Raw genomic sequence first — 20,151 nt, forward strand, 5'->3', positions numbered from 1 at the left:
GCAGCGCATCCAGCCCCTCGGGCGCGTTGACGATGCGTCGTCGCCCGGGAGCACTCAAAACCTGGTGCAACACGTGTTCTGTACCGGAAAGCTTCGTGGGTTGAGATCAGCTGGTAACGGGCTTGTACTCGAAGGCACGCATCAGGCGCATCACGTCGTGATCCAGGTTGGAAGGCGGATCGCTGCGCCCGATCATCCAGGCATAGAGATCGGGGTCGGACTCCAGCAACAGACCCTCGAAAAGGTCGAGCTGCTGCGACTCGAAGCGGTCGAGATGGGCGTCGGCAAAGCTGCCGACCAGCAGGTCCATCTCCCGCGTACCCCGATGCCACGCGCGAAACCGCAAGCGTTTCCGCCGTTTTTCCAGTGATTCGCCGTTCGGCGCCTGGTCCTGCATGTCGTCTCCGTTCTGCTGTCGTTAGGATATAGACCGTCGTGCGCCGCCTGTCAGCCGGGGCGGCATCGCGCCGGAAAACGTCTGACCTCTTTTCTTCCCGCTGCTCTTCCGTCAAGAAACCCCTGTGCGGCCGAACATCCTCAACCCCCTCTTCGCCGAAGTGACGGCCCTGCCGGGCGTCGGGCCGCGATTCGCCAAACTCTTCGCCAAGCTCGCCGGCACGCGCGCCCTGGATCTCTGCTGGCATCTGCCCAGCGGTCTGATCGACCGCTCCTACCAGCCGCGGTTGGCGGAGGCGGAGATCGGGCGGGTCGCCACCGTGACGGTCACCGTGATCGAGGTAGAGCCCGGTCGTACGGCCCGCCAGCCCCTGCGGGTGCGCTGCGAGGACGCGACCTCGACACTGGACCTGGTGTTCTTCCACGCCAAGCCGGACTGGATCGCCAAGCAGCTTCCGCTCGGCGCAACACGGGTGGTCAGCGGCAAGATCGAGTCCTTCGGCAGCCATCTGCAGATGGTTCACCCAGACTACATCGCATCGCCGGAGGAGAAGGACAGTCTCGCCGGCGTCGAGCCGGTCTATCCGCTGACCGCCGGACTGACGCCGAAGACCGTGACGAAGACGGTTCGGACCGCCGTGGCGCGGGCACCGGAGCTGCCCGACTGGCTGGACCCGGCCCTGCGGCGCCAACGCGGCTGGCCCGACTGGCGCATGGCCCTGCAGGCCGTCCACGCGCCCGAATCCGAAGCGGATCTGAAACCCGAAACGGCCGCGCGCCAGCGCTTGGCTTACGATGAGCTTCTCGCCAATCAGCTTGCGCTGGCCATCGTCCGCCTGAACCAACGCAAGGCCAGGGGGCGTGCGCTGCGAGGCGACGGGCATCTCACCGCCAAGGCTCTGGCCGCCCTGCCCTTCGACCTGACACCGGCGCAGCGCCAGGCCTGGGCCGAGATCGCCGCCGACCTGGCGACGGAAACCCGCATGCTTCGACTGCTGCAGGGCGACGTCGGCAGCGGCAAGACTGTCGTAGCCCTGCTCGCTATGTTGACGGCCATTGAGGCGGGGCATCAGGCCGCGCTGATGGCACCGACCGAAATCCTGGCCCGCCAGCACTACGAAACCATCGCGCCGCTCGCCGAAGCCGCCGGCGTCGAGCTTCTAGTCCTGACCGGACGCGACAAGGGCAAAGGCCGCGCCGCCGCCCTCGGGCGCCTGGCCGACGGCTCGGCGAAACTGGCCATTGGGACCCACGCGCTCTTTCAGCAGGATGTCGCCTTCGCCGACCTCGGGCTGGCCGTGATCGACGAGCAGCATCGCTTCGGCGTGCATCAGCGCCTCTCCCTGGCGGCCAAGGGGCGCGCCGTCGACGTTCTGGTCATGACCGCCACGCCGATCCCGCGCACCCTGGTGCTGACCGCTTACGGCGACATGGAGTCCTCACGCATCACCGGCAAACCGCCGGGCCGCCAGCCGGTCGACACCCGCACCCTGCCATTGGAACGGCTGGAGGAGGTGGTGCAAGCCGTCGGCCGCAAGATCGCCGAAGGCGGCAAGGTCTACTGGGTCTGCCCCCTGGTGGAGGAGAGCGAGACCGGCGATCTCGCGGCGGCGGAGGAGCGCTACGCCCAACTGTCCGAGCGCTTCCCCGGCAAGGCTGGGCTGCTGCACGGACGTATGAAGGCGACGGACAAGGATGCCGTGATGGCCGGCTTCGCCGAGGGGCCGCTGCAGCTGCTGGTCGCGACCACGGTCATCGAGGTCGGCGTCAACGTCCCCAGCGCCACGGTCATGGTGGTCGAGCAGGCCGAACGCTTCGGCCTCGCCCAACTGCATCAGTTGCGCGGTCGGATCGGCCGCGGCTCCGAGAAGTCCATCTGCCTGCTCCTCTACGCCTCGCCCCTCGGGCAGGTCGCGCGCGAACGACTGAAGGTTCTGCGCGAGACCGACGACGGCTTTCGCATCGCGGAAACCGACCTGGAGCTGCGCGGCGCCGGCGAGTTGCTGGGAACCCGTCAATCCGGCCTGCCTCAGTTCCGCCTGGCCGACCTGGAAACCCAGGCCGACCTGTTGGCTGTCGCGCGCGACGACGCCCGCCTGATCCTGGAGCGCGATCCCGAACTGCAGAACGCACGCGGTCAAGCTCTCAGAGTGCTGCTCTATCTTTTCGAGAGGGACGAGGGGATCCGCTACCTGAGGTCCGGTTAGCCGCTGCGCGAACCGTCGAGCAGCCCTACTCCTCGACCAGATGCCTCTGGCGAACAGGCCCCCGGTACTTGGCCGTCAGATCGTCCGGAACTTCGCTGCCGTCCTGCAGGAATGGCAGGATGCCGCGCCGCAGGGAGCGGCCGCGCATGGCGTCGATATCGGCGTCGGACCGTGTGACGCGCTGAGACAGGCGCCGGCCCCAGGCTGCAAGCTGCTCATAAAGTCTGACCCGCACCTCCTCGTGCGCAAGGCTGTCGCCGAGATCGCGAAACTCCTCAGGGTCGGTCTCGAGATCGAACAGCATCGGGCGGAAACCGCCCTCGGCGTGGATCATCTTCCAGCGGCGGTCGGCCACCATGAAGAGCCGTGCGTCCCGCGCCGTTACCCCGAGCGTCTCCCGCATCGGCGTCACCGAGTAGTCGTATTCGCTGATCACCACGTCGCGCCAGACGGCCGGGGTTTCTCCCTGTAGGAAGGGCATAAGCGAGCGCCCCTCGATGATGTGGCCGGGCACCTGACCACCGGCGGCCTCGACGAAGGTCGCCGCCAGGTCGATGCTCTCCACCAAGGCGTCGCAGGTCGTGCCGCGGGTCGCGTCGGCTTCCGGCCGAGGATCGTAGACGATCAGGGGAATCTTCACCGAAGGATCGTGGAACAGATCCTTTTCGCCCAGCCAGTGATCGCCCAGATAGTCGCCGTGGTCTGACGTCAGAACGATCATGGTGTCCCGCAGGCGTCCCGTCTCCTCCAGGTAGGCGAAGAGGCGTCCCATCTGGTCGTCGGCTTGCTTCACCAACCCCATGTAGGCGGGGATCACCTTGCGCCGCACCTCCTCCCTCTGGAAGGCTTGACCGATACGATTGCCCATGAAGGCCGCGTAGATCGGATGGGGGTCGTAGCGCTCGATCTCGCTGCGGATGGCGGCGGGTACGTGGTTTGCACCGTACAGCGCATGATAGGGCGCCGGCACGATGTAGGGCCAATGCGGCTTGATGTAACTGAGATGGCAACAGAAGGGTGCCTCGGCCTGCTCCAGAAACCGTAAGGCCTCGCCGGTCAGCCAGGGCGTCTCGCTGTCCTCCTCGCGGATGTTGGCCGGCTTGTCTGCATTGTCGAAGAACCAGCCGCTGGCGATCTCCTCCCCCTCTACACCGGCATTGGCGTAGTCGGCCCAAGGGTTCGACCCGTCGTAGCCTCGGGTCTTGAGGTACTCGTTGTAGGGACTGCGTTTGGCGTCGTAGAAGCCGTCGGGACCTTCGGCCCAGAGCCCGTCGTCCCGCACCCAGGCATCGAAGCCGCATTCCGCCTGACGCGCGCCGATCAGACTGTCGGGCGACAGCCCGAGCCGCTCCAGTCCCTCGGCATCGGCCTTCATATGGGTCTTGCCGACGAGCCAGCAGTCCATGCCGAGCTTACGCAGATGATCGCCCAGCGTGACCTCGCCGACCCTCAGCGGAAAGCCGTTCCACTGGGCGCCGTGAGACGAGGTATAGCGTCCGGTGTAGAAGCTCATGCGCGAGGCGCCACAGATCGGCGACTGTGCGTAGGCGCGCGTGAAGCGCACCCCCTTGGCCGCAAGCGCGTCGATATTCGGCGTATGAAGATGAGGATGCCCGGCGCAGCTCAGGTAGTCGAAGCGCAGCTGATCGAACATGATGAAAAGAATGTTCATGGGTGCCGTTCGGTCCGTCGCGAGGCCGGCCAGCGTCGTGGCGCCGGCCGGCGGTTTCAAAGAGTCTGACATGCGGTTTCCGTCACCGCTCCCAAGCTAGTTCACCGGTGCCGCACTTCCCTCGGGAACACTCACACCGATCTCGCGGTAGTAACGCTCGGCGCCGGGATGCAGAGCGAGACCGCCGTCCTGGACGGCGTAGTCGAGCGTGATGTTCTCCAGCCAGGGCGCAGACGCCTGCATGGCTTCCACACCCTCCCAGAAGGCTTTGGCGACTTTGTAGACGGTCTCCTCTTCCAGATCGGCACGGGTCGCGACGCCGACGATAGAGTTGATCGTATAGACGTCCTCCTCGTTCACGACGCCGTCGCCGTAGACCGCGACCGGGATGGCGTCGAGCTTCCGGCCCGGAACGCGCGCCGGCGCGAGCTTCGACTCCTCCATGGTTTCGACCTCCGATTTCGTCGGCCCGAGCAGCCGTATCTGCGAGGTCGCCGTGAGCTGCTCGACCTGCGGAAAGGGTGCGATGCCGCCGTTGACGTACACGTCGATCTGCCGATCCTGGAAGGCCTGAAAGGCGGAGGACCAGGAGCCGTTGAAGTTCTCGAAATCCTCCTCGGGCTTCAGTCCGGTCTGAGCCTCGATCCATTTCTGCGCGGTCGCCCAGGCGCCGCCGCCGGGCGGGCCGAGAAAGACCGTCTTGCCGCGAAGGTCCTCCAGCGAGGTGATGCCGGACTCCGCGTAGGTCAGGACGTGATAGGCGCCGTAGGGAAACCAGAAGACCAGGCGAAGCTCCTCGGCCAGCTCCGGCGCGCGCTCCAGCTTCTGGTACATCCGCGTTCCCTCGGAAAGGAAGCGGTAGATGGTGGGCGAGGTCATGGCGAAGTCCAGTTCGCCTTCGGCGAGGCTGATCATGTGGCGCGTCGCGGCGCCCGTCGCATCGACGGTGATGTCGTAGTCCTCCTGCCCCTGGTTCACCAGGGTGGCCATCGTGGACATGGTCAGATAGGCGGAAGACCCCGGTGCGATGGTCGCCATCTTCAGACTCTCGGCCTCGGCGGCGCCCGTGAAGGCCGTCACGGCGAGCGCGACGAGGCAGGCTTTCCCCAACAGGAATTTCCCAACTCTCATGTCTTTCCTCCCATTTCGATTGTCGTGGTTCTTGTCTTGAACCTGTTGAGTCTGTGCAGCCCGATCAGCGCCACGGACAGGGCCAGACCCGCGAGGCTGACGGGCAGATAAGGTACCAGGGTCAGCAGCGCCGCCGTCAGTCGCAGTCCGGCCTCCAGGCCCGACAGGGGGCGCAGATCGAAACGCGGCAGAGCGGTGGCCAGCATCCAGGTGGCGCCGCCGAAGATCGCAAAGGCCCAAAGCAGTCCCGGCAGACTAAAGCCCTCGATCAAGAGGAGGTCCGGGTGCCAGACGAAGAGAAAGGGGATGACGAAACCGGCAAGCGCTAGCCGAAAGGCCTCGCCTCCCGTCGCCATGGGGCGCGCACCGGCAATCGGCGCCGCCGCGAAGGCGGCGAGCGCGACCGGCGGGGTCACGACCGAGAGCACCGCGAAGTAGAGCATAAAGAGATGCGCCGCGATGGTCGGCAGACCGAGCTGTTCCAGCGCCGGTCCCATCACGATCGCGACGATCAGGTAGGCCGGGGCCGACGGCAGGCCCATGCCCATGACCAGGGAACCCAGCATCACCAGGAGGAGCGCCAGGAACAGCGAGGTTCCGGACACGGCCAGGATCGCTTGTGCGAACTTCAGGCCGACTCCCGACATGTTGATCACGCCGATGGCGAAACCGACGGCCGCGACGATCACCATCAGGGTCGCGGCCGTGCGTCCCGCCGCGACGAGGGCATCGATCCAGGCCCTCGGATGTCGGAAGGCAGGAAAGAGAAGCAGACAGAGCAGGCTCGCGACGATCAAGGCCGAGAAGCCGGCGAACTGCGCCGTCCGCCCCTGCAGCAGGACCACGACGATGGTCGCGAGCGGCAGGAAGAAGGAGAGGCTTTGCAGCCAATCGCGCGAGGTTACGGCCTCCACCTCCGGCGCTGGCAGAGCGGCGATCCCCCGTTTTCTGGCCTCGATCAAAACCATGGCGAAAAGGGAGAGATAGTAGAAGAGGGCCGGTATCAGCGCCGCCACCACGATCTGGAGGTAGGAGATGCCCGTCACGTCGGCCATCAGAAAGGCGACCACGCCCATCACCGGCGGCATGATCTGACCGCCGGTGGAGGCAGCCGCCTCCACAGCACCGGCAAAGGTCGGCCGGAAGCCCGCGCGCTTGATGATCGGAATCGTAAAGACGCCAGTGGAGACCACGTTGGCGATGGGGGAGCCCGAGAGCGTACCGAAGGCGCCCGAGGCGACGATCGCGGCGTGAGCCGGCCCGCCCGTCACGCGGGCGGTCGCGGCCAGCGCCATCTTGAGCAGCACGGCCCCGGCGCCGGAGGTCTGCAGCACCGCACCGAAGACGATGAAGACCAGCACGACGCGCCCCACCACCTCGACGGGCCGGCCGAAGACGCCGTCGGTGGAGTACCAGAGGTTCTCCGCGACGCGGCGCCAGCTTTCGTCGGCACCGAAAGGCGCCAGCAGGTAGACGGCCAGGACCAGACAGACGAGCAGCATCGGCCAGCCGAAACCGCGGAAGGTGGCGTAGAAGACCAGCACGATGGCGGCCCAAGCCAAGGCCAGCTCACCGTCCGTGATGTCGATAAAGAAGACCTCTTGAGCGTAGAGGATCGTGACCCAGAGCCAGATCAGACCGGCGAAGGCAACGGCAAGGGCGGCGTGCAGCAGCCGCAGCGGCGCTCCGCCCGGCTGCGATAGGAGCAGGATCGCCAAGCCCAGAGCGACGGTCAGACCGGAATAGAGAGTGGTGTCGAACACGCCGAAACCGGCGGCATGAACCGCCAGAGCCGACAACGCCAGACAGAGCGTCGCTGTCAGTCCCGCCGTCAGGGCGTCGGACCTGCGCACGATGAGGTCCCTCACGTCTCCATCCCCTTTTTATCCATAGCATGCGGCCTGATCGCTTGATCGCAAACGCTATTCCAAAACGTGCCACCTGGTGGCACGCTCAGTCTCATGGTCAAGGAGAGCCGTTCGCTCGACCGCGGACTCACGTTGATGGAAGCGCTTGCGCGCGAGGACTCCTTGTCGCTCGCCGAACTGCACAGGGCGACGGCCCTGCCCAAGTCGACCATTCGCCGTCTGATGGCCACGTTGGTGAGACGCGGCATGGCGCGGCGCTCCCTGGCGGACGGCCGCTATCGACTCAACGTGACGCTGCCGGACATCTCCTCCCAGCCGATTCCACGCGGCCTGAGTCTGATCGCCGACGTCGCGCTGCCGGACACGCTCGCCCTAACCCGCGAGGTGGGCTGGCCTTCCGACCTGCACGTGCTCGACGGCACCGCCATGCAGATCATCGACTCGACCCGAGTCTTCAGCCCCTTTCAGCTCAATCGCGAGGAGATCAATCGCAGGGTCAACGTCTTCGGATCCGCAAGCGGGATGACTTGCCTCTCCCTTCGCGACGAGGCCGAGGTCGCCGCTCTGCACGAAGCGACCAGACACGACCAGACCTGGGGCCTCGCCCGTTTCGGCCTGGAGTTGGACGCCTACCTGACGATCCTGGAAGAGGCGCGCAGGCGCGGCTACGGCACGCGGCTGACCAACTATCACGGGGAAAGATGGCTCGACGGTTCCCTCTCCGCCATCGCCGTGCCGATCGGACCGCGCGGCTTCGGGCTCGGCGCGCTTACGCTGCTCTGGCCGCGGGCCTTTACCTCGGCCGAGACCTTCGCATCGCAATACCTGGACGCACTCCGCTCGACAGCGGAGGCCATCAACCGGGCCCTGGATGCCAGCCCGCGCATCGCGGGGCAATGGCTCGAAGCGCTGTAAACCTGCGGCAGGAAAAGACCCGCCACCCGGCTTGGGACGATTCCCACTGGGCGGCTTTTCGTCAGCCTTGCGCGCGCAAAACCGGGTCAGGCGCGCTAGAATTCCACCAATGACAGGGGTCTTGATCACCGGCAGCGGACAAGACCATGACCAGCGAACGCTACTACAGACCCGAAATCGCCTCCCCCTACCCCGAGGCCTTCAAGCGGATCGACGACTTCGACTACAGCTCGCACCTGCACATCGGTCGCAAGGCCAACAAGATCCTTCGCTACCGGCAGTCGGAAACCAACTATGTGGTCCTCCGCGACTACCGGGTCGGCTTCGCAGTCGATGGACAACCGAGAGAGTTGATCGTACCGGCCGGGATGATCACGGACCTGGCGTCGGTTCCCGCCTTCGCGCGCCCGGCCATCGGCCGGGTCGGGCCGCATCTGGAGGCCTCCATCGTTCACGACTTTCTCTTCGTGGCCTGGCAGTTGCTGCCGAGGGGGATCGCCCGCCGCAGCGACTGGCGTTTCGCCAACGAGGTGATGTACGCCGCGCTCCGCAAAACAGCGATGTCCGGCTGGAAGCAGTGGGCGATCCGGCGGGCGCTGAACGGCTTCTCCTGGCCGGTCTACCGGGACGCGGAACCGGATCCGGGCCGACTGTTTCTCGACCCTGGACGAGACTGCCTTTTCAGGCAGAGCCACCATCGGCCGACCGCGGACAGGGCAAGCGGTCCGCCGAGACCTTTGCTAGATCTGGGGCTGGTGCCGCTGTCTCCGTAGAGCAGGATCAGCGGTTGCCCGAAACCATCTCCAAGGGATCGGGCAAGTCGTCGCCCAGCGCCTGTCCGCGCTCCCCGTTTTTGCGGTCCGGCGGCGTCACGATCCCGGCGGACACGACCATCTTCAGGCCTTCCTCGACATTCATCACAAGCTTGGTGATCTCGTCGCGTGGCAGGAACAGCAGGAAGCCCGACGTCGGGTTGGGCGTGGTGGGCAGGAAGACGTTCACCACCTGCTCGTCCGTGATCTCCTGAATGTGCCCCTCGGTCTTGCCGGTGATGAAGCCGATCGCCCAGCTTCCCGGGCGCGGATACTGGATCAGCACACACTCGCGAAAGGCATCTGAGCGCGCGGCCAGCACCGTCTCGAAGATCTGTTTGACGGCGCTGTAGAGGCTGCGCACGACCGGAACACGGCCCAGGATCCATTCGCTGGTCCGCATCAGCCAGCGGCCGACGATCCCAGCCGCGAACATGCCGATCACGGTCAGGCCGATGAAGACGATCAGCAGACCGATCCCCGGCAGACCGAAGGGCAGGAAGACGTCAGGTTGCCACTGCGCCGGCACCAGAGGCGTGACCCGGGCGTCCACGAAGCTGATAAACTGCCAGGCCAACCAGAAGGTGATGGCCGCCGGCGCCGTCACCAGAATGCCGGCCAACAGGTAGTTGCGCAGCCGCTGGGGCAGCGCCGGGCGGATCGACTTGGCCTCGGCCTGCTCGTCCAGCAGACGCTGGATCGCGTCGTTCTGACTTGGACGCGCATCCGATGGCGGGACGACGATGCCGCCGGAGACGACCAGCTTCAGTCCCTGCTCTACGGTCATGTCGAGGATGTTCACCTCGTCGCTGGGCAGAAACAGCAGGAAGCCGGTCGTGGGGTTCGGCGTGGCTGGCACGAAGACGCTGACCAGCGTCTCGTCGGTCAGGCGCTGCACTTCCCCTTTGGTCACCCCCGTGACGAAGCCAATGGCCCAACAGCCACGCTGGGGATACTGCACCAGGGCCACTTCGCGAAATGCTTGGCTGCGCTGGGCCAGCACCGTCTCGAAGATCTGCTTCACCGCGCCGTAGATGGATCGCACCACCGGCACCTGATCCAGCAGCCGTTCGAACTGGCGCATGACCATGCGCCCGGCGATGCCTGTGAAGAGCATGCCGACCAGGATCAGAAAAATCAGCACGACGATCAGGCCCAGGCCCGGCAGCCCGAAGGGCAGATAGGTCTCCGGATTCCAACGAGCCGGAACAAGCGGCGTGACTCGCGCGTCGACGAAGGAGATGACACCCCAGGTCAGCCAGATCGTGATGCCGAGCGGCGCGGCGATCAGCACACCGGCGAAGAAGTAGTTGCGCAGCCGTACGGCCAGGCCGGGACGCGCCACGGTACTGTGTCTCGACCTGGGTCTTGAAGCGGGCCGGGCCGGGCGGTCGCCGGGGCCAGCGGGCGTTGGCGGGTCTCTGAAAGCGGTCATCTGAACTCGAAAAAGAGAGGCGACTGCGAAAGATAGGCCGCGGAATGGGCTAGAAGAAGGCCTCCAACGCGGCCAGCGTCTCGGCCGGCGCTTCCTCGGGCACGAAGTGACCGCAGGGCAAGGCCCGCCCTTCGACCTTCTCGGCCTTCTCGCGCCAGACCGCCAGAACGTCGTAAGTCCGCTCTACGACTCCCTTCTCGCCCCAGAGCACCAGCAGCGGACAGTCGATCCGCGCGCCGGCGTCGGCCTCGTCATGCTCCAGGTCGATAGTGGCGGAGGCCCGGTAATCTTCGCAGGTGGCGTGCACCCCTGCCCGGTCGAAACAGCGCTCGTATTCCGCCAGGGCTTCCGGCGCGAAACGCTCCATTCCGCTCTTACTCCAGGCGCCCAGGCAGTGCCGGAGCCAGCCCGAGGGGTCGGCGGCGATCATCCGCTCCGGCAAGTCGTAGGGCTGGATGAGATAGAACCAGTGAAAATAGGCCGAGGCGAAGGCCATGTCGGTCCGCCGGTACATGGTCAAGGTCGGTGCAATATCGATCACGCAGGCACGCCGCACACGCTCCGGATGGTCGAGGCAGAGTCTGTGGGTCACGCGGGCCCCACGATCGTGACCAACCAGGCCGAAGCGGCCGAAGCCGAGCTGATCCACCACCTCGACCACGTCGGCCGCCATGGCGCGCTTGGAATAGAGCGCATGGGTGCCGCCGCCGGGGGGCTTGGCGCTGTCGCCATAGCCGCGCAAGTCCGGGCAGATGACCGTAAAACGCTCGGCCAGCTTGGGCGCCAGAACGTGCCACATGACATGGGTTTGCGGATAACCGTGCAGCAGGACGAGCGGCTCGCCGCTGCCGCCGATGCGCAGGTTGATCTCGGCATCGCGTGTCACCACGCGGCGTTGTTCGAAGCCTTCGAAGAAGCTTTCAGACACCCCGACCTTCCCCCAACAGAGAGCTGTTCGGCGGCGTTGCCCGCCGCTCGCCGCTCGCTGCGCTACCCTAGAACAGGATCGTCTTGGGTGGAATCGCGATAGCGCAGCCGAAAACGCGAAACGGCGCCCCGAGGGACGCCGTCTTTCGCTGTCTGACTTGCTTCCCCGAAACCGGAGAGGCAAATGGTGCGGCTGAGTGGACTCGAACCACCACGGCCTCGCGGCCACAGATACCTGAAACCTGCGCGTCTACCAATTCCGCCACAGCCGCAACACGTGACGCCGGCGGCCCGCTTGGAGCCCGAAAGCAAGACCCGTTCCGACAAGGCGGTGGTGCGGCTGAGAGGACTTGAACCTCCACGGGGTTTCCCCCACAGCGCCCTCAACGCTGCGCGTCTACCGATTCCGCCACAGCCGCGCGGGTCCCGCGAACAGTCCCACCTGGACCGCCGAGGCGCCCGGCGAAGAAGGTCGAAACCCAGCCCCCGCCGAACGAGACGGCGTATCTAGCGCGTTCGCCCCGGGCGCACAAGAGGCCTGGCTCGATTTTCGGACAGCAGACAAAACCGTCCCTCGGCGGCTCAACGTCAGCCCGCCGAGCCTACCGGGAGATTTCACGCCTCCCATCCGGGCTTTTCTGACGCAGGCTGCGCGACGGCCCTGGAGCGCGCCCGCGTCGCTGCCTATAGTCCGCGCGCCATGAGATACCTCCTGATCGGCGGCGGCCTGTTCGGCATCCTCGCCCTGTCCCTCTACTTCGCCATCGTGACCTGGATCGACCTGGGCGAGGTTTCGCTGGGATGGTTCGGCTGGTTGACCATGATCGTCGGCTCCCTGATGGCGCTCGGCCTCGGCGGGGGATTGATGGCGCTGGTCTTCTATTCGGCCCGTCGCGGCCACGACGACGCCCACCACGATCAGGGTGCCTTTCGCCTTACCTCCTTTCAAAACGAACCCGAGCCGGATCCCGATCCGATCCCGGACCCGAAAAGCGAGCGCGAGCGAGAGGAGCGCCGCAAGGGCGACGACAGGTGACCGATCTGGTCCGACATCCCCGTGAGAACCGGCCGCTGCGGGTCCTTCAGGTCATGGCCGGAGCGCCGCAGGGTGGCGCCGAGACCTACTTCCTGACGCTGAGCCTGGCCTTGCAGCGCGCCGGCGTGACACAGGCTGCGGCGATCCGGCGACACGGCGCACGGCGGGCAGCCTTGAGCGGCGCCGGCATCTCCGTCACCGAACTGCGCCTGGGGGGACCGCTGGACCTGGTATCGCCCTGGCGGCTGAAGGCTCTAGCCGAGCGTTTTCGGCCCGACATCTGCATGACCTGGATGGAGCGGGCCAGCGCCCGCATGCCGCGCGGGCGCCATCTGACCATCGCGCGGATTGGAGGCTACTACAAACCCAAGTACTTCACCCGTTGCGACCACTTGGCCTGCATCACGCCGAAGCTGGTCGAGCGGATGGTGAATCAGGGCTGGCCCGCCGAGCGGGTGCATTTCCTCCCCAACTTCTCCCAAGTGGAGCCTCAGCCGCCGATCTCCCGCGCGCAGTTCGACACGCCCGAGGGCGCCCCCCTCCTACTCGCCCTCTCCCGCCTGCATAGCAACAAGGCGCTCGACATTCTGCTTCGCGCGCTGGAACGGCTTCCCGGCACCTATCTCTGGCTGGCCGGAGAAGGGCCGGAGCGGGCCGCGCTGGAGGCGCAAACCGCCGCGGCCGGCCTGAACCAGCGCGTGCGTTTTCTGGGCTGGCGGCAGGACCGCAGCGCGCTGCTGGCGGCCTGCGACATCGTCGTCTTTCCCTCCAGGCAGGAGCCCTTCGGCAGCGTCACGCTGGAGGCCTGGGCCCACGGCAAACCGCTGGTCGCCGCCGCGGCCGACGGCCCGGCCGGTTTCATCCGTTCGGGAGAGGATGGCCTGCTCGTTGCCATCGATTCGGTGGAGGAATTGGCGGACGCTATCCGGCAGGTGATCGCGGCCCCGCCTTTGGCTGCCCGACTGGCGGCGGCCGGCCGCGCCCGCTACGAGGCGGACTTTACGGAGCAAGCTGGCGTCGCCCGCTGCCTTCGCCTGTTTCGGCGACTGCTGGACGAAGCTTGAGGCGCCCGAGCTGCGGCATTGCGCCAATGTGCGGGAGGCCGCATGATCTGGCTAACGTTGCAAAAGAAGCGACCTTAGGGGGAAGCCCGTGGATCTGATCTACTTTCTTGAGTCCGGCGGGACACTGTTGCTCGCTGCCCTGATCGTGGCCTTCGTCATCGGACGCAAGAAGGCCGCCGCCGGAACCTGGCCCACGTCGCTGGTCGTCGCCAACGGCTTGGTAATCTCGACGGTCGGCCTGACAGCGCTGGGAGTTGTCCTTATGATCAAGAGCTTCAGCGGCGCTCCTTGAGTTTTATCTCAATCTTTGCCGACGTGGCTCAACCCTTCGGGCCGAACAAAAGCCAGGCGATGAAGCCGATGAAGGGAAAGACCAGAAGCACCACGACCCAGACGACCTTCGCCCCGGTCGAGGCGCCACTCTGGACCGTCTTGACGATCGCGTAGACGATCAGGATCAGGCCGATAAGCCCAAGAATTCCAGCGACTTCGATACCCATCTACAAACGACTCCGACCCGTTGTTCGACAACCGCACTATCACAGAGACGGCGGAGTGCCGCCAGCACGACCCGACACCTCCGACCTTGTGACCGGTCGGTCGAGATGCTACCGCTGAGCGAAACCTGACGGCAGCGAGAGGGCTTGGCCGTGATCCGATGGATCGTCTTGTCTGTAACCCATCTGGGAACCCTGTTCGTCGGCTTCGCGCTCGGCATCTACCTTCTGCCGATACTGACCGCACCGGAGGGGCCGGACGAAGCCACCCTCGCGGCTACCGCTGAAGGCGCGCTCTTTACCGCGAGCTTCACGCGCGACCTTGCAGGCAGCGACCTGCTGCACTGGGGCGAAGGCCAGGTCAGCATCACGCCACAAAGCATCGTGCATGAGGGCCGCCTGTCGCCCGGCCCGGACTACAAGGTCTATCTGGTGACGGAATTCGTCGAGGACGAAGAACAGTTCCTGAGGCTCAAGGCCGACTCCCACATGATCGGCGACGTAAAGACCTTCGACGGCTTCATCGTCTCAGTGCCGGAGGGCGTCGACGTCACCGCCTACACGACAGTGCTGGTCTGGTGCGAGTCCTTCGACGAATTCATCACGGCCGCCCAGTACCGCTAACGGCCGAGTTCACCACGAAACGTCAATCCTCCAGCGGCAGGCAGACCTCGGTCAGCCATTCGCTGGGCGGCAGGCTTTTGGGATCGTTGAGATACTCTTCGTAGGCAGGAACGTTGGCCGGCTCGCGTCCGCTCTGCGGCAGCCAGCGCCCGAAGAGGAAGTGGTAGGCCCGGTCCAGATCGGCATAGGGACCCTTGTAGAGCAGACAGGCGGCGCGGCCCGCCGGGATGTCGGCCTCCTCGAAATCGTCGGGCCGCACGGCATCCGGGCCGACAGCGATTCCGGCGAAGGAGCGCAGCTCCTCGGCAGGAAGCGAGCCGGGATCGTCGTAGTAGATCCCGAAGTCGCGGGTCTCGGGCGTCAAGAGGCCATGGGCGGCGCCGAGGGCGAAGACCTTCTCGAAGACCGCAACGATGGTGTTGTAATCGCCCCGATGCGGCAGCCCGAAGAGGCGGAACCCCGGCAGCGGCTTGATCTCGACCTCATAGGCCAGTTCCTCCGCCAGGGTGCCGGGCGGCGGGGGCGGCGTCATACCGCCGCGCGGAAGCTCGCCGAAAACCCGCTGCGCTCGATAGGTTGAGGGCGTGTGCCCATAGGCCGAGGTGAAAGCGCGCGAGAAAGCCTCGGACGAGCCGTAGCCGGCGCGTTGCGCGATCTCGGCCAGCGGCGGCTCCACCTCTGACAGGGCGACCGCCGCCCGGTGCAACCGCAAGCGCCGTATCGTCTGGTCCGGCGTCTCCCCCACCACCAGGCGATAGGTGCGATGGAAGTGATAGGGGGAGAAGCAGGCGACGCCCGCCAGGCGCTCCAGGTCTAAAGCTTCGTCCAGGTGCTCGCCGATATGCGCCACCACCCGCGCCATGCGCTCGGCATAGTCCAGTTTGGTCGCTCTGCGCAGCATGACATCCCCTCCCCAAACGCTTCAGGGAGTCTAACCGAGACCGCCTGATACAGGTTGCGGTCTTGAGCAATCAGCCGCTTGCCAGGCGCCGACTGCGAATCCAGCGTCGCGCCAGATGGGCGATTCCGCAGACGACATGTCCCACGATCAGAGCGGCCAATAGGCGAACCGCCACGCTCTCGACCGTCAACGCCAAGGGATCCTGGCCGAAGTCGCTCCAGAAGGACCAGAGGCGCAGACTGAAGACGGCGCCGAGGATCAGACCCGCGCAGACGGCGGCAAGCAGCATCCGCCTGTAGGTCCTCGGCAGCGCGCCGGCGAGCAGAAAGATGACGAGATTGATGGGGTCGGCGATGGCGCCGGCTACAGACCCGAGAAACAGCAAGACCTCTATCGGCATGGCCTGTCTCGCCCGGTTTTTAGGTCTGCCCGGTTCCAGGTCTGCCGGCCGCGCGACAGCGTGGAATGGTGAGCCCGGCTGGGTTCGAACCAGCGACCTACTGATTAAAAGTCAGTTGCTCTACCAGCTGAGCTACGGGCCCCCGCGCCTACCTGCCGGGGTTGCGGCGGCAGCGTCCTACTTGAGACCGCAGCGCCGCTCTGGCATCGACGCTCGCCACCATAGTGACAGCGCGCGCCGGGTCAAGCCATACGCACCGCAAGAGAGCCGCCAGGACAGGGTGTCGCGCCGTTACGAGTCGCGAAGCGTCTGAACCTTCTTGCCGTCGTCGTCGCCATTGCGGGATTCCTGGTGGAAGCGCTCGGCCAGACGCGCGGCCACCTTCGGCGGCACGAAGCTGGAGATGTCTCCGCCCAGACGGCCGATTTCCTTCACGAAACGCGAGGAAATGAACTGCTGACGCTCGCTGGCCATCAGGAAGACCGTTTCGATTCGTCCATTCAGGCGCGCATTCATCCCCGCCATCTGAAACTCGTATTCGAAGTCGGACACAGCGCGCAGACCGCGCAGGATGGCACTGGCGCCGACCTCCTGGCAGAAGTGCATCAGCAGAGTATCGAAGGCCTGGGCCTCGATGACGGTCGCATTGGTATCGAGCGCGGCAATCTCCTCCCGCACCATGGCCAGCCGGTCGTCGATGCCGAACAAGGGCCCCTTGCCGGCGTTGCGGGCCACGGCGATGATCAGGCGATCGCACAGCCGCGCCCCGCGCCGGATGATGTCGAGATGGCCCAGCGTGATGGGATCGAAGGTCCCGGGATAGACCGCGATGCGCGGCTCATGCCCCTGTTCGGCCATCTGGTCCCCCTTCCCCCGCAACTCGGCCCCCGCAACTCGGCCGTCTCGACGGCTCCAGATACCTGCCCTTCGAGACGCAGTCTTCGGTCTTCTAGCTCTCGCCTTGCGCCTGGTCGTCCTGACCGGGCGCCCGATCTTCGGTCTCTTCGGCAGCCGCGTCCTGCCCGTCCTCGTCGGCTTCCGACTCGTCGCCGTTCTCCAGATCCGCGATCCGCGCGACGGAGACGACATGCTCGTCTTCGGCGACCCGGAAGAGGCGGACACCCCGAGTCGAGCGGCTCGCGATGCGGACGTCGTGGATCGGCGAGCGGATCAACTGCCCCGCATCGGTGACCAGCATGATCTGGTCTTCCGGTTCCACCGGGAAGGTCGCGACGACACGGGCCGGTTCGCTGCCCTTCGGACGCGCCAGATCGATATTGGCAATGCCCTGCCCGCCGCGCCCGGCAATCCGGTACTCGTAGGCGCTTGTGCGCTTGCCGAAACCGTCGGTCGCGCTGGTCAGCAAGAACTGCTCGCCCTCGGCCAAGGCGGCCAGACGGGCCTCGTCCAGCTCGACGGCACCGTTGCCCTCCGGTTCGCCGGTCTCGGTCTCCGCGTCTTCCTCCTCGCCGTCGGACGCGCGGCGTTGAGCCGCCGCCCAGCGTAGATAGGCGTCGCGCTCCTCCATCGCGATTTCCTGATGACGGAGGATCGAGAGAGAAATCACCTCGTCGTCGCCCAGCAGCTTGATGCCGCGAACGCCGACGGAGTCGCGTCCGGCGAAAACCCGGACATCGGTGACCGGGAAGCGGATCGCCTTGCCGGCGGCGGTCGCCAGCAGGATGTCATCCTCCTCGCTGCAGACCTGCACGCCGATCAGTCGGGTTCCCTCGTCCAGCTTCATGGCGATCTTGCCGTTGGCCTTCACGCTGGTGAAGTCCGACAGCCGGTTGCGCCGCACCGTCCCGGCCGAGGTGACGAAGACCGCGAAGAGCTGATCCCAGGTGTCCTCGTCCTCTGGCAGCGGCAGGTAGGCGCTGATGGTCTCGCCCTCCTCCAGCGGCAGCAGGTTGACGAAGGGCTTGCCGCGCGCCTGGGGCGTGCCGAGCGGCAGGCGGTAGACCTTCTGCTTGTAGGCCATGCCGCGCGAGGAGAAGAACAGCACCGGCGTGTGGGTGTCGCAGACGAAGAGGCGCGAAACGAAGTCCTCCTCGCGCATCGCCATGCCTGCCCGCCCCTTGCCGCCGCGCTTCTGGGCCCGATAGGTCGAGAGACGCACGCGCTTGACGTAGCCCGCGTGGGTCACGGTCACGACCATCTCTTCTCGCGGGATCAGGTCCTCGATGTCGTGCTCGAATTCGGCCTCGACGAGTCCGGTCCGCCGCGCCTCCTGGCCGAAGCGCTCCTTGATCTCCACCAGCTCGGCCCGCAGCAGCTCCATCAGATGCGGACGCGACTCCAGGATCTGCAGGTACTCGCGCACCTTCCCGGCCAGAGCCTCCAGCTCTTCGCCGATCTTGTCGCGTTCCAAGGCTGTCAGGCGCTGCAGCCGCAATTCGAGAATGGCCCGCGCCTGTTCCTCGGTCAGACGGGTCGTCCCGGCCCGCTCGCCCTCCTGCGGGATACTGATCCGCGGGTCCTCAATCAGACGGATGTAGGGCTCGGCCCGCTGCGCCGGCCAGTCGCGCGCCATCATCTGCTCGCGCGCGGTCACCGGGTCCGGCGCGGCCCGGATCAGGGCGATCATCTCGTCGATGTTGTCGACCGCGACGATCAGGCCGGCCAAGACGATCATGCGCTCGCGCGCCTTGCCCAGCTCGTAGGCCGTGCGGCGGCGGATCACTTCCTCGCGGAACTCGACGAAGGCCGAGATCACGTCCTTCAGCGTCATCTGGCGCGGCCGGCCGCCGTCGATGGCCAGCATGTTCACGCCGAAGGAGGTCTGCAGCGAGGTGAAGCGGTAGAGCTGGTTCAAAACCACCGGCGCATCGGCATCGCGCTTCAGCTCCACCACCACGCGCAGACCATGGCGGTCGGACTCGTCGCGCAGGGCCGAAATGCCCTCGACCTGCTTCTCCCGCACCACCTCGGCGATGCGTTCGATCATGCGGGCCTTGTTGACCTGATAGGGCACGTCCTCGATGACGATACGCTGCGGATCCTCCTCGCTCGGCTCGAAGGAGGTGCGCCCGCGCATGACGATCGAACCGCGGCCCTCCGTGTAGGCTTTGAGGATGCCGCTGCGCCCGACGATCAGACCGCCGGTCGGGAAATCCGGCGCCTTGACGATCTCGATCAGCTCTTCCAGGGAGACTTCCGGGTTGTCGACGTAGGCGCAGCAGGCCTCCAGCACATCGCCGAGATTGTGCGGCGGGATGTTGGTCGCCATGCCGACCGCAATGCCACCGGCGCCGTTGACAAGAAGGTTCGGAAAGCGCGCCGGCAGGACCGTCGGCTCGCTGGTGCTCTCGTCGTAGTTCGGTTGGAAATCGACGGTATCCTTGTCGATATCCTCCAGCAGCGCTTCGCTGGCCAGCCGCATCAGCCGCGCTTCGGTGTAGCGCATGGCCGCCGGCGGATCGCCGTCGATCGAACCGAAGTTGCCCTGGCCGTCGATCAGCTCCTCGCGCATGGAGAAGTCTTGGGCCATGCGCACCATGGCGTCGTAGATCGCCTGGTCGCCATGCGGATGGTACTGACCCATCACGTCGCCGACGATGCGCGCCGACTTGCGATAGGCGCGGTTCCAGTCGTAGCCCTCGGTCTTGGCGGCATAGAGGATGCGCCGGTGCACCGGCTTGAGGCCGTCGCGCACGTCCGGCAGCGCGCGGCTGACGATCACCGACATGGCGTAGGCGAGGTAGGAGCTCTTCATCTCCTCCTCGATGGTCACCGAGGTGAAGCCGCCCTCGCCATCGTCGGTCGGCCCGCCACCGCTGGGCGGCAGACCGCTTCCGCCGCCCTGGCCGCCCCCGCCCTGGAGATCTTCGTCCTGAAGGGTCTCGGCCGGCAAACCGGTGTCGCCCGTGTCCTGCGGGCTGTCAAAATCGCTCAAGTGTCTTCCCTAGATTTGTCGATCTTGTTGTATCGAGAGGCTGGAGGCGACCGGGTGCCGTGGATAAGCTTCCCGAGGGGCCGTCGCGCCCTCGCGAGTCGCCTCGTGAGAAGTCGGAAATCTAGCAGATACCGCACCCGCGAACAAATCGGCGAAGCCGCGCAGCAGCCCTGCGAGCAACGCCATTCGGCGCGGCCACCAGCAGATGTCTTTTTCTGGAGGAACTTCCTCATCAGAAAATCGCCTTATCTCATAAATATCAGATAATTAGATGTTTTTGCTAATGCGTTGCAGAAGATGTTCTGCGGTCATTCCTAGGCGACAGGAGTAACAATTGACGGCATCTCGTAGTCAACGACGCGCGCAATCGG

The 20,151-nt window shown here is 65.9% G+C and carries 18 protein-coding genes and 3 tRNA genes; 7 read left to right on the forward strand and 14 right to left on the reverse strand.

Annotated features, from left to right (window positions below; all coding sequences use genetic code 11):
- Window positions 1-106 precede the first annotated feature (106 nt).
- The gene (locus ACO054_RS07935; protein ID WP_421709895.1) at window positions 107-397 is read right to left on the reverse strand and encodes a succinate dehydrogenase assembly factor 2; all 291 of its coding nucleotides are present in this window, start codon (window positions 395-397) and stop codon (window positions 107-109) included.
- Between the two features lie 124 nt (window positions 398-521).
- Here ACO054_RS07935 and recG point away from each other — a divergent pair, with 124 nt between their 5' ends.
- Window positions 522-2,603: an ATP-dependent DNA helicase RecG gene (gene recG, locus ACO054_RS07940; protein WP_421709896.1), complete on the forward strand. Its 2,082-nt coding sequence runs from the start codon at window positions 522-524 to the stop codon at window positions 2,601-2,603.
- 25 nt (window positions 2,604-2,628) lie between these two features.
- Here recG and ACO054_RS07945 read toward each other — a convergent pair whose 3' ends face one another.
- The 3 genes from ACO054_RS07945 to ACO054_RS07955 are packed head-to-tail and all read right to left on the reverse strand — an operon-like array spanning window position 2,629 to window position 7,274.
- Entirely contained in the window at window positions 2,629-4,347 is a 1,719-nt protein-coding gene (locus ACO054_RS07945) for an alkaline phosphatase family protein (protein WP_421709897.1), read from the reverse strand.
- 24 nt (window positions 4,348-4,371) lie between these two features.
- Entirely contained in the window at window positions 4,372-5,406 is a 1,035-nt protein-coding gene (locus tag ACO054_RS07950) for a TAXI family TRAP transporter solute-binding subunit (RefSeq protein WP_421709898.1), read from the reverse strand.
- Window positions 5,403-7,274 carry a TRAP transporter permease gene (locus ACO054_RS07955; protein WP_421709899.1) on the reverse strand — a complete coding sequence of 624 codons (1,872 nt, stop codon included), beginning with the start codon at window positions 7,272-7,274 and terminating at the stop codon, window positions 5,403-5,405. The genes ACO054_RS07950 and ACO054_RS07955 overlap by 4 nt, the downstream gene beginning before the upstream one ends.
- A gap of 93 nt (window positions 7,275-7,367) precedes the next feature.
- Between ACO054_RS07955 and ACO054_RS07960 the strand changes: the two genes are divergently transcribed.
- The gene (locus tag ACO054_RS07960) at window positions 7,368-8,189 is read left to right on the forward strand and encodes a helix-turn-helix domain-containing protein (RefSeq protein ID WP_421709900.1); all 822 of its coding nucleotides are present in this window, start codon (window positions 7,368-7,370) and stop codon (window positions 8,187-8,189) included.
- A gap of 146 nt (window positions 8,190-8,335) precedes the next feature.
- Window positions 8,336-8,962, forward strand: a complete 627-nt coding sequence (locus ACO054_RS07965; RefSeq protein ID WP_421709901.1) for a DUF1353 domain-containing protein — start codon at window positions 8,336-8,338, stop codon at window positions 8,960-8,962.
- Between the two features lie 7 nt (window positions 8,963-8,969).
- On the opposite strand, the gene ACO054_RS07970 is transcribed toward ACO054_RS07965, so the two are convergent.
- The 4 genes from ACO054_RS07970 to ACO054_RS07985 all read right to left on the reverse strand — a co-directional run bounded on the left by ACO054_RS07970 (window position 8,970) and on the right by ACO054_RS07985 (window position 11,782).
- Window positions 8,970-10,346 (reverse strand): DUF502 domain-containing protein, encoded by a 1,377-nt coding sequence (locus ACO054_RS07970; protein ID WP_421709902.1) that lies wholly within the window; start codon window positions 10,344-10,346, stop codon window positions 8,970-8,972.
- A gap of 139 nt (window positions 10,347-10,485) precedes the next feature.
- Window positions 10,486-11,364, reverse strand: coding sequence for an alpha/beta fold hydrolase (locus tag ACO054_RS07975; protein WP_421709903.1), 879 nt, complete (start codon window positions 11,362-11,364; stop codon window positions 10,486-10,488).
- 184 nt (window positions 11,365-11,548) lie between these two features.
- Window positions 11,549-11,635, reverse strand: a tRNA-Leu gene (locus ACO054_RS07980).
- 60 nt (window positions 11,636-11,695) lie between these two features.
- A tRNA-Leu gene (locus tag ACO054_RS07985) sits at window positions 11,696-11,782 on the reverse strand.
- Between the two features lie 281 nt (window positions 11,783-12,063).
- On the opposite strand from ACO054_RS07985, the gene ACO054_RS07990 reads away from it, so the two are divergent.
- The 3 genes from ACO054_RS07990 to ACO054_RS08000 all read left to right on the forward strand — a co-directional run bounded on the left by ACO054_RS07990 (window position 12,064) and on the right by ACO054_RS08000 (window position 13,755).
- Window positions 12,064-12,399, forward strand: a complete 336-nt coding sequence (locus ACO054_RS07990) for a hypothetical protein (protein WP_421709904.1) — start codon at window positions 12,064-12,066, stop codon at window positions 12,397-12,399.
- Entirely contained in the window at window positions 12,396-13,463 is a 1,068-nt protein-coding gene (locus tag ACO054_RS07995) for a glycosyltransferase (protein ID WP_421709905.1), read from the forward strand. The genes ACO054_RS07990 and ACO054_RS07995 overlap by 4 nt, the downstream gene beginning before the upstream one ends.
- An 88-nt stretch (window positions 13,464-13,551) precedes the next feature.
- A complete protein-coding gene (locus tag ACO054_RS08000) occupies window positions 13,552-13,755 on the forward strand; it encodes a hypothetical protein (protein ID WP_421709906.1) in 204 nt (67 codons plus the stop codon).
- Between the two features lie 28 nt (window positions 13,756-13,783).
- Here ACO054_RS08000 and ACO054_RS08005 read toward each other — a convergent pair whose 3' ends face one another.
- The gene (locus tag ACO054_RS08005; protein ID WP_421709907.1) at window positions 13,784-13,963 is read right to left on the reverse strand and encodes a PLDc N-terminal domain-containing protein; all 180 of its coding nucleotides are present in this window, start codon (window positions 13,961-13,963) and stop codon (window positions 13,784-13,786) included.
- A 150-nt stretch (window positions 13,964-14,113) separates the two neighbouring features.
- Between ACO054_RS08005 and ACO054_RS08010 the strand changes: the two genes are divergently transcribed.
- Entirely contained in the window at window positions 14,114-14,584 is a 471-nt protein-coding gene (locus tag ACO054_RS08010) for a DM13 domain-containing protein (protein WP_421709908.1), read from the forward strand.
- 22 nt (window positions 14,585-14,606) lie between these two features.
- On the opposite strand, the gene ACO054_RS08015 is transcribed toward ACO054_RS08010, so the two are convergent.
- The 5 genes from ACO054_RS08015 to gyrA all read right to left on the reverse strand — a co-directional run bounded on the left by ACO054_RS08015 (window position 14,607) and on the right by gyrA (window position 19,618).
- Window positions 14,607-15,485, reverse strand: coding sequence for an AraC family transcriptional regulator (locus tag ACO054_RS08015; protein ID WP_421709909.1), 879 nt, complete (start codon window positions 15,483-15,485; stop codon window positions 14,607-14,609).
- A gap of 70 nt (window positions 15,486-15,555) precedes the next feature.
- Entirely contained in the window at window positions 15,556-15,885 is a 330-nt protein-coding gene (locus tag ACO054_RS08020; protein WP_421709910.1) for a hypothetical protein, read from the reverse strand.
- 66 nt (window positions 15,886-15,951) lie between these two features.
- Window positions 15,952-16,027: transfer RNA gene (locus tag ACO054_RS08025), tRNA-Lys, on the reverse strand.
- Between the two features lie 149 nt (window positions 16,028-16,176).
- Entirely contained in the window at window positions 16,177-16,743 is a 567-nt protein-coding gene (gene coaD, locus ACO054_RS08030; RefSeq protein ID WP_421709911.1) for a pantetheine-phosphate adenylyltransferase, read from the reverse strand.
- 91 nt (window positions 16,744-16,834) lie between these two features.
- The gene (gyrA, locus tag ACO054_RS08035) at window positions 16,835-19,618 is read right to left on the reverse strand and encodes a DNA gyrase subunit A (protein WP_421710347.1); all 2,784 of its coding nucleotides are present in this window, start codon (window positions 19,616-19,618) and stop codon (window positions 16,835-16,837) included.
- Between the last annotated feature and the right edge of the window lie 533 nt (window positions 19,619-20,151).

The organism is Algihabitans sp., from assembly GCF_965226985.1.
In the GTDB taxonomy this organism is placed as follows: domain Bacteria; phylum Pseudomonadota; class Alphaproteobacteria; order Kiloniellales; family DSM-21159; genus Algihabitans.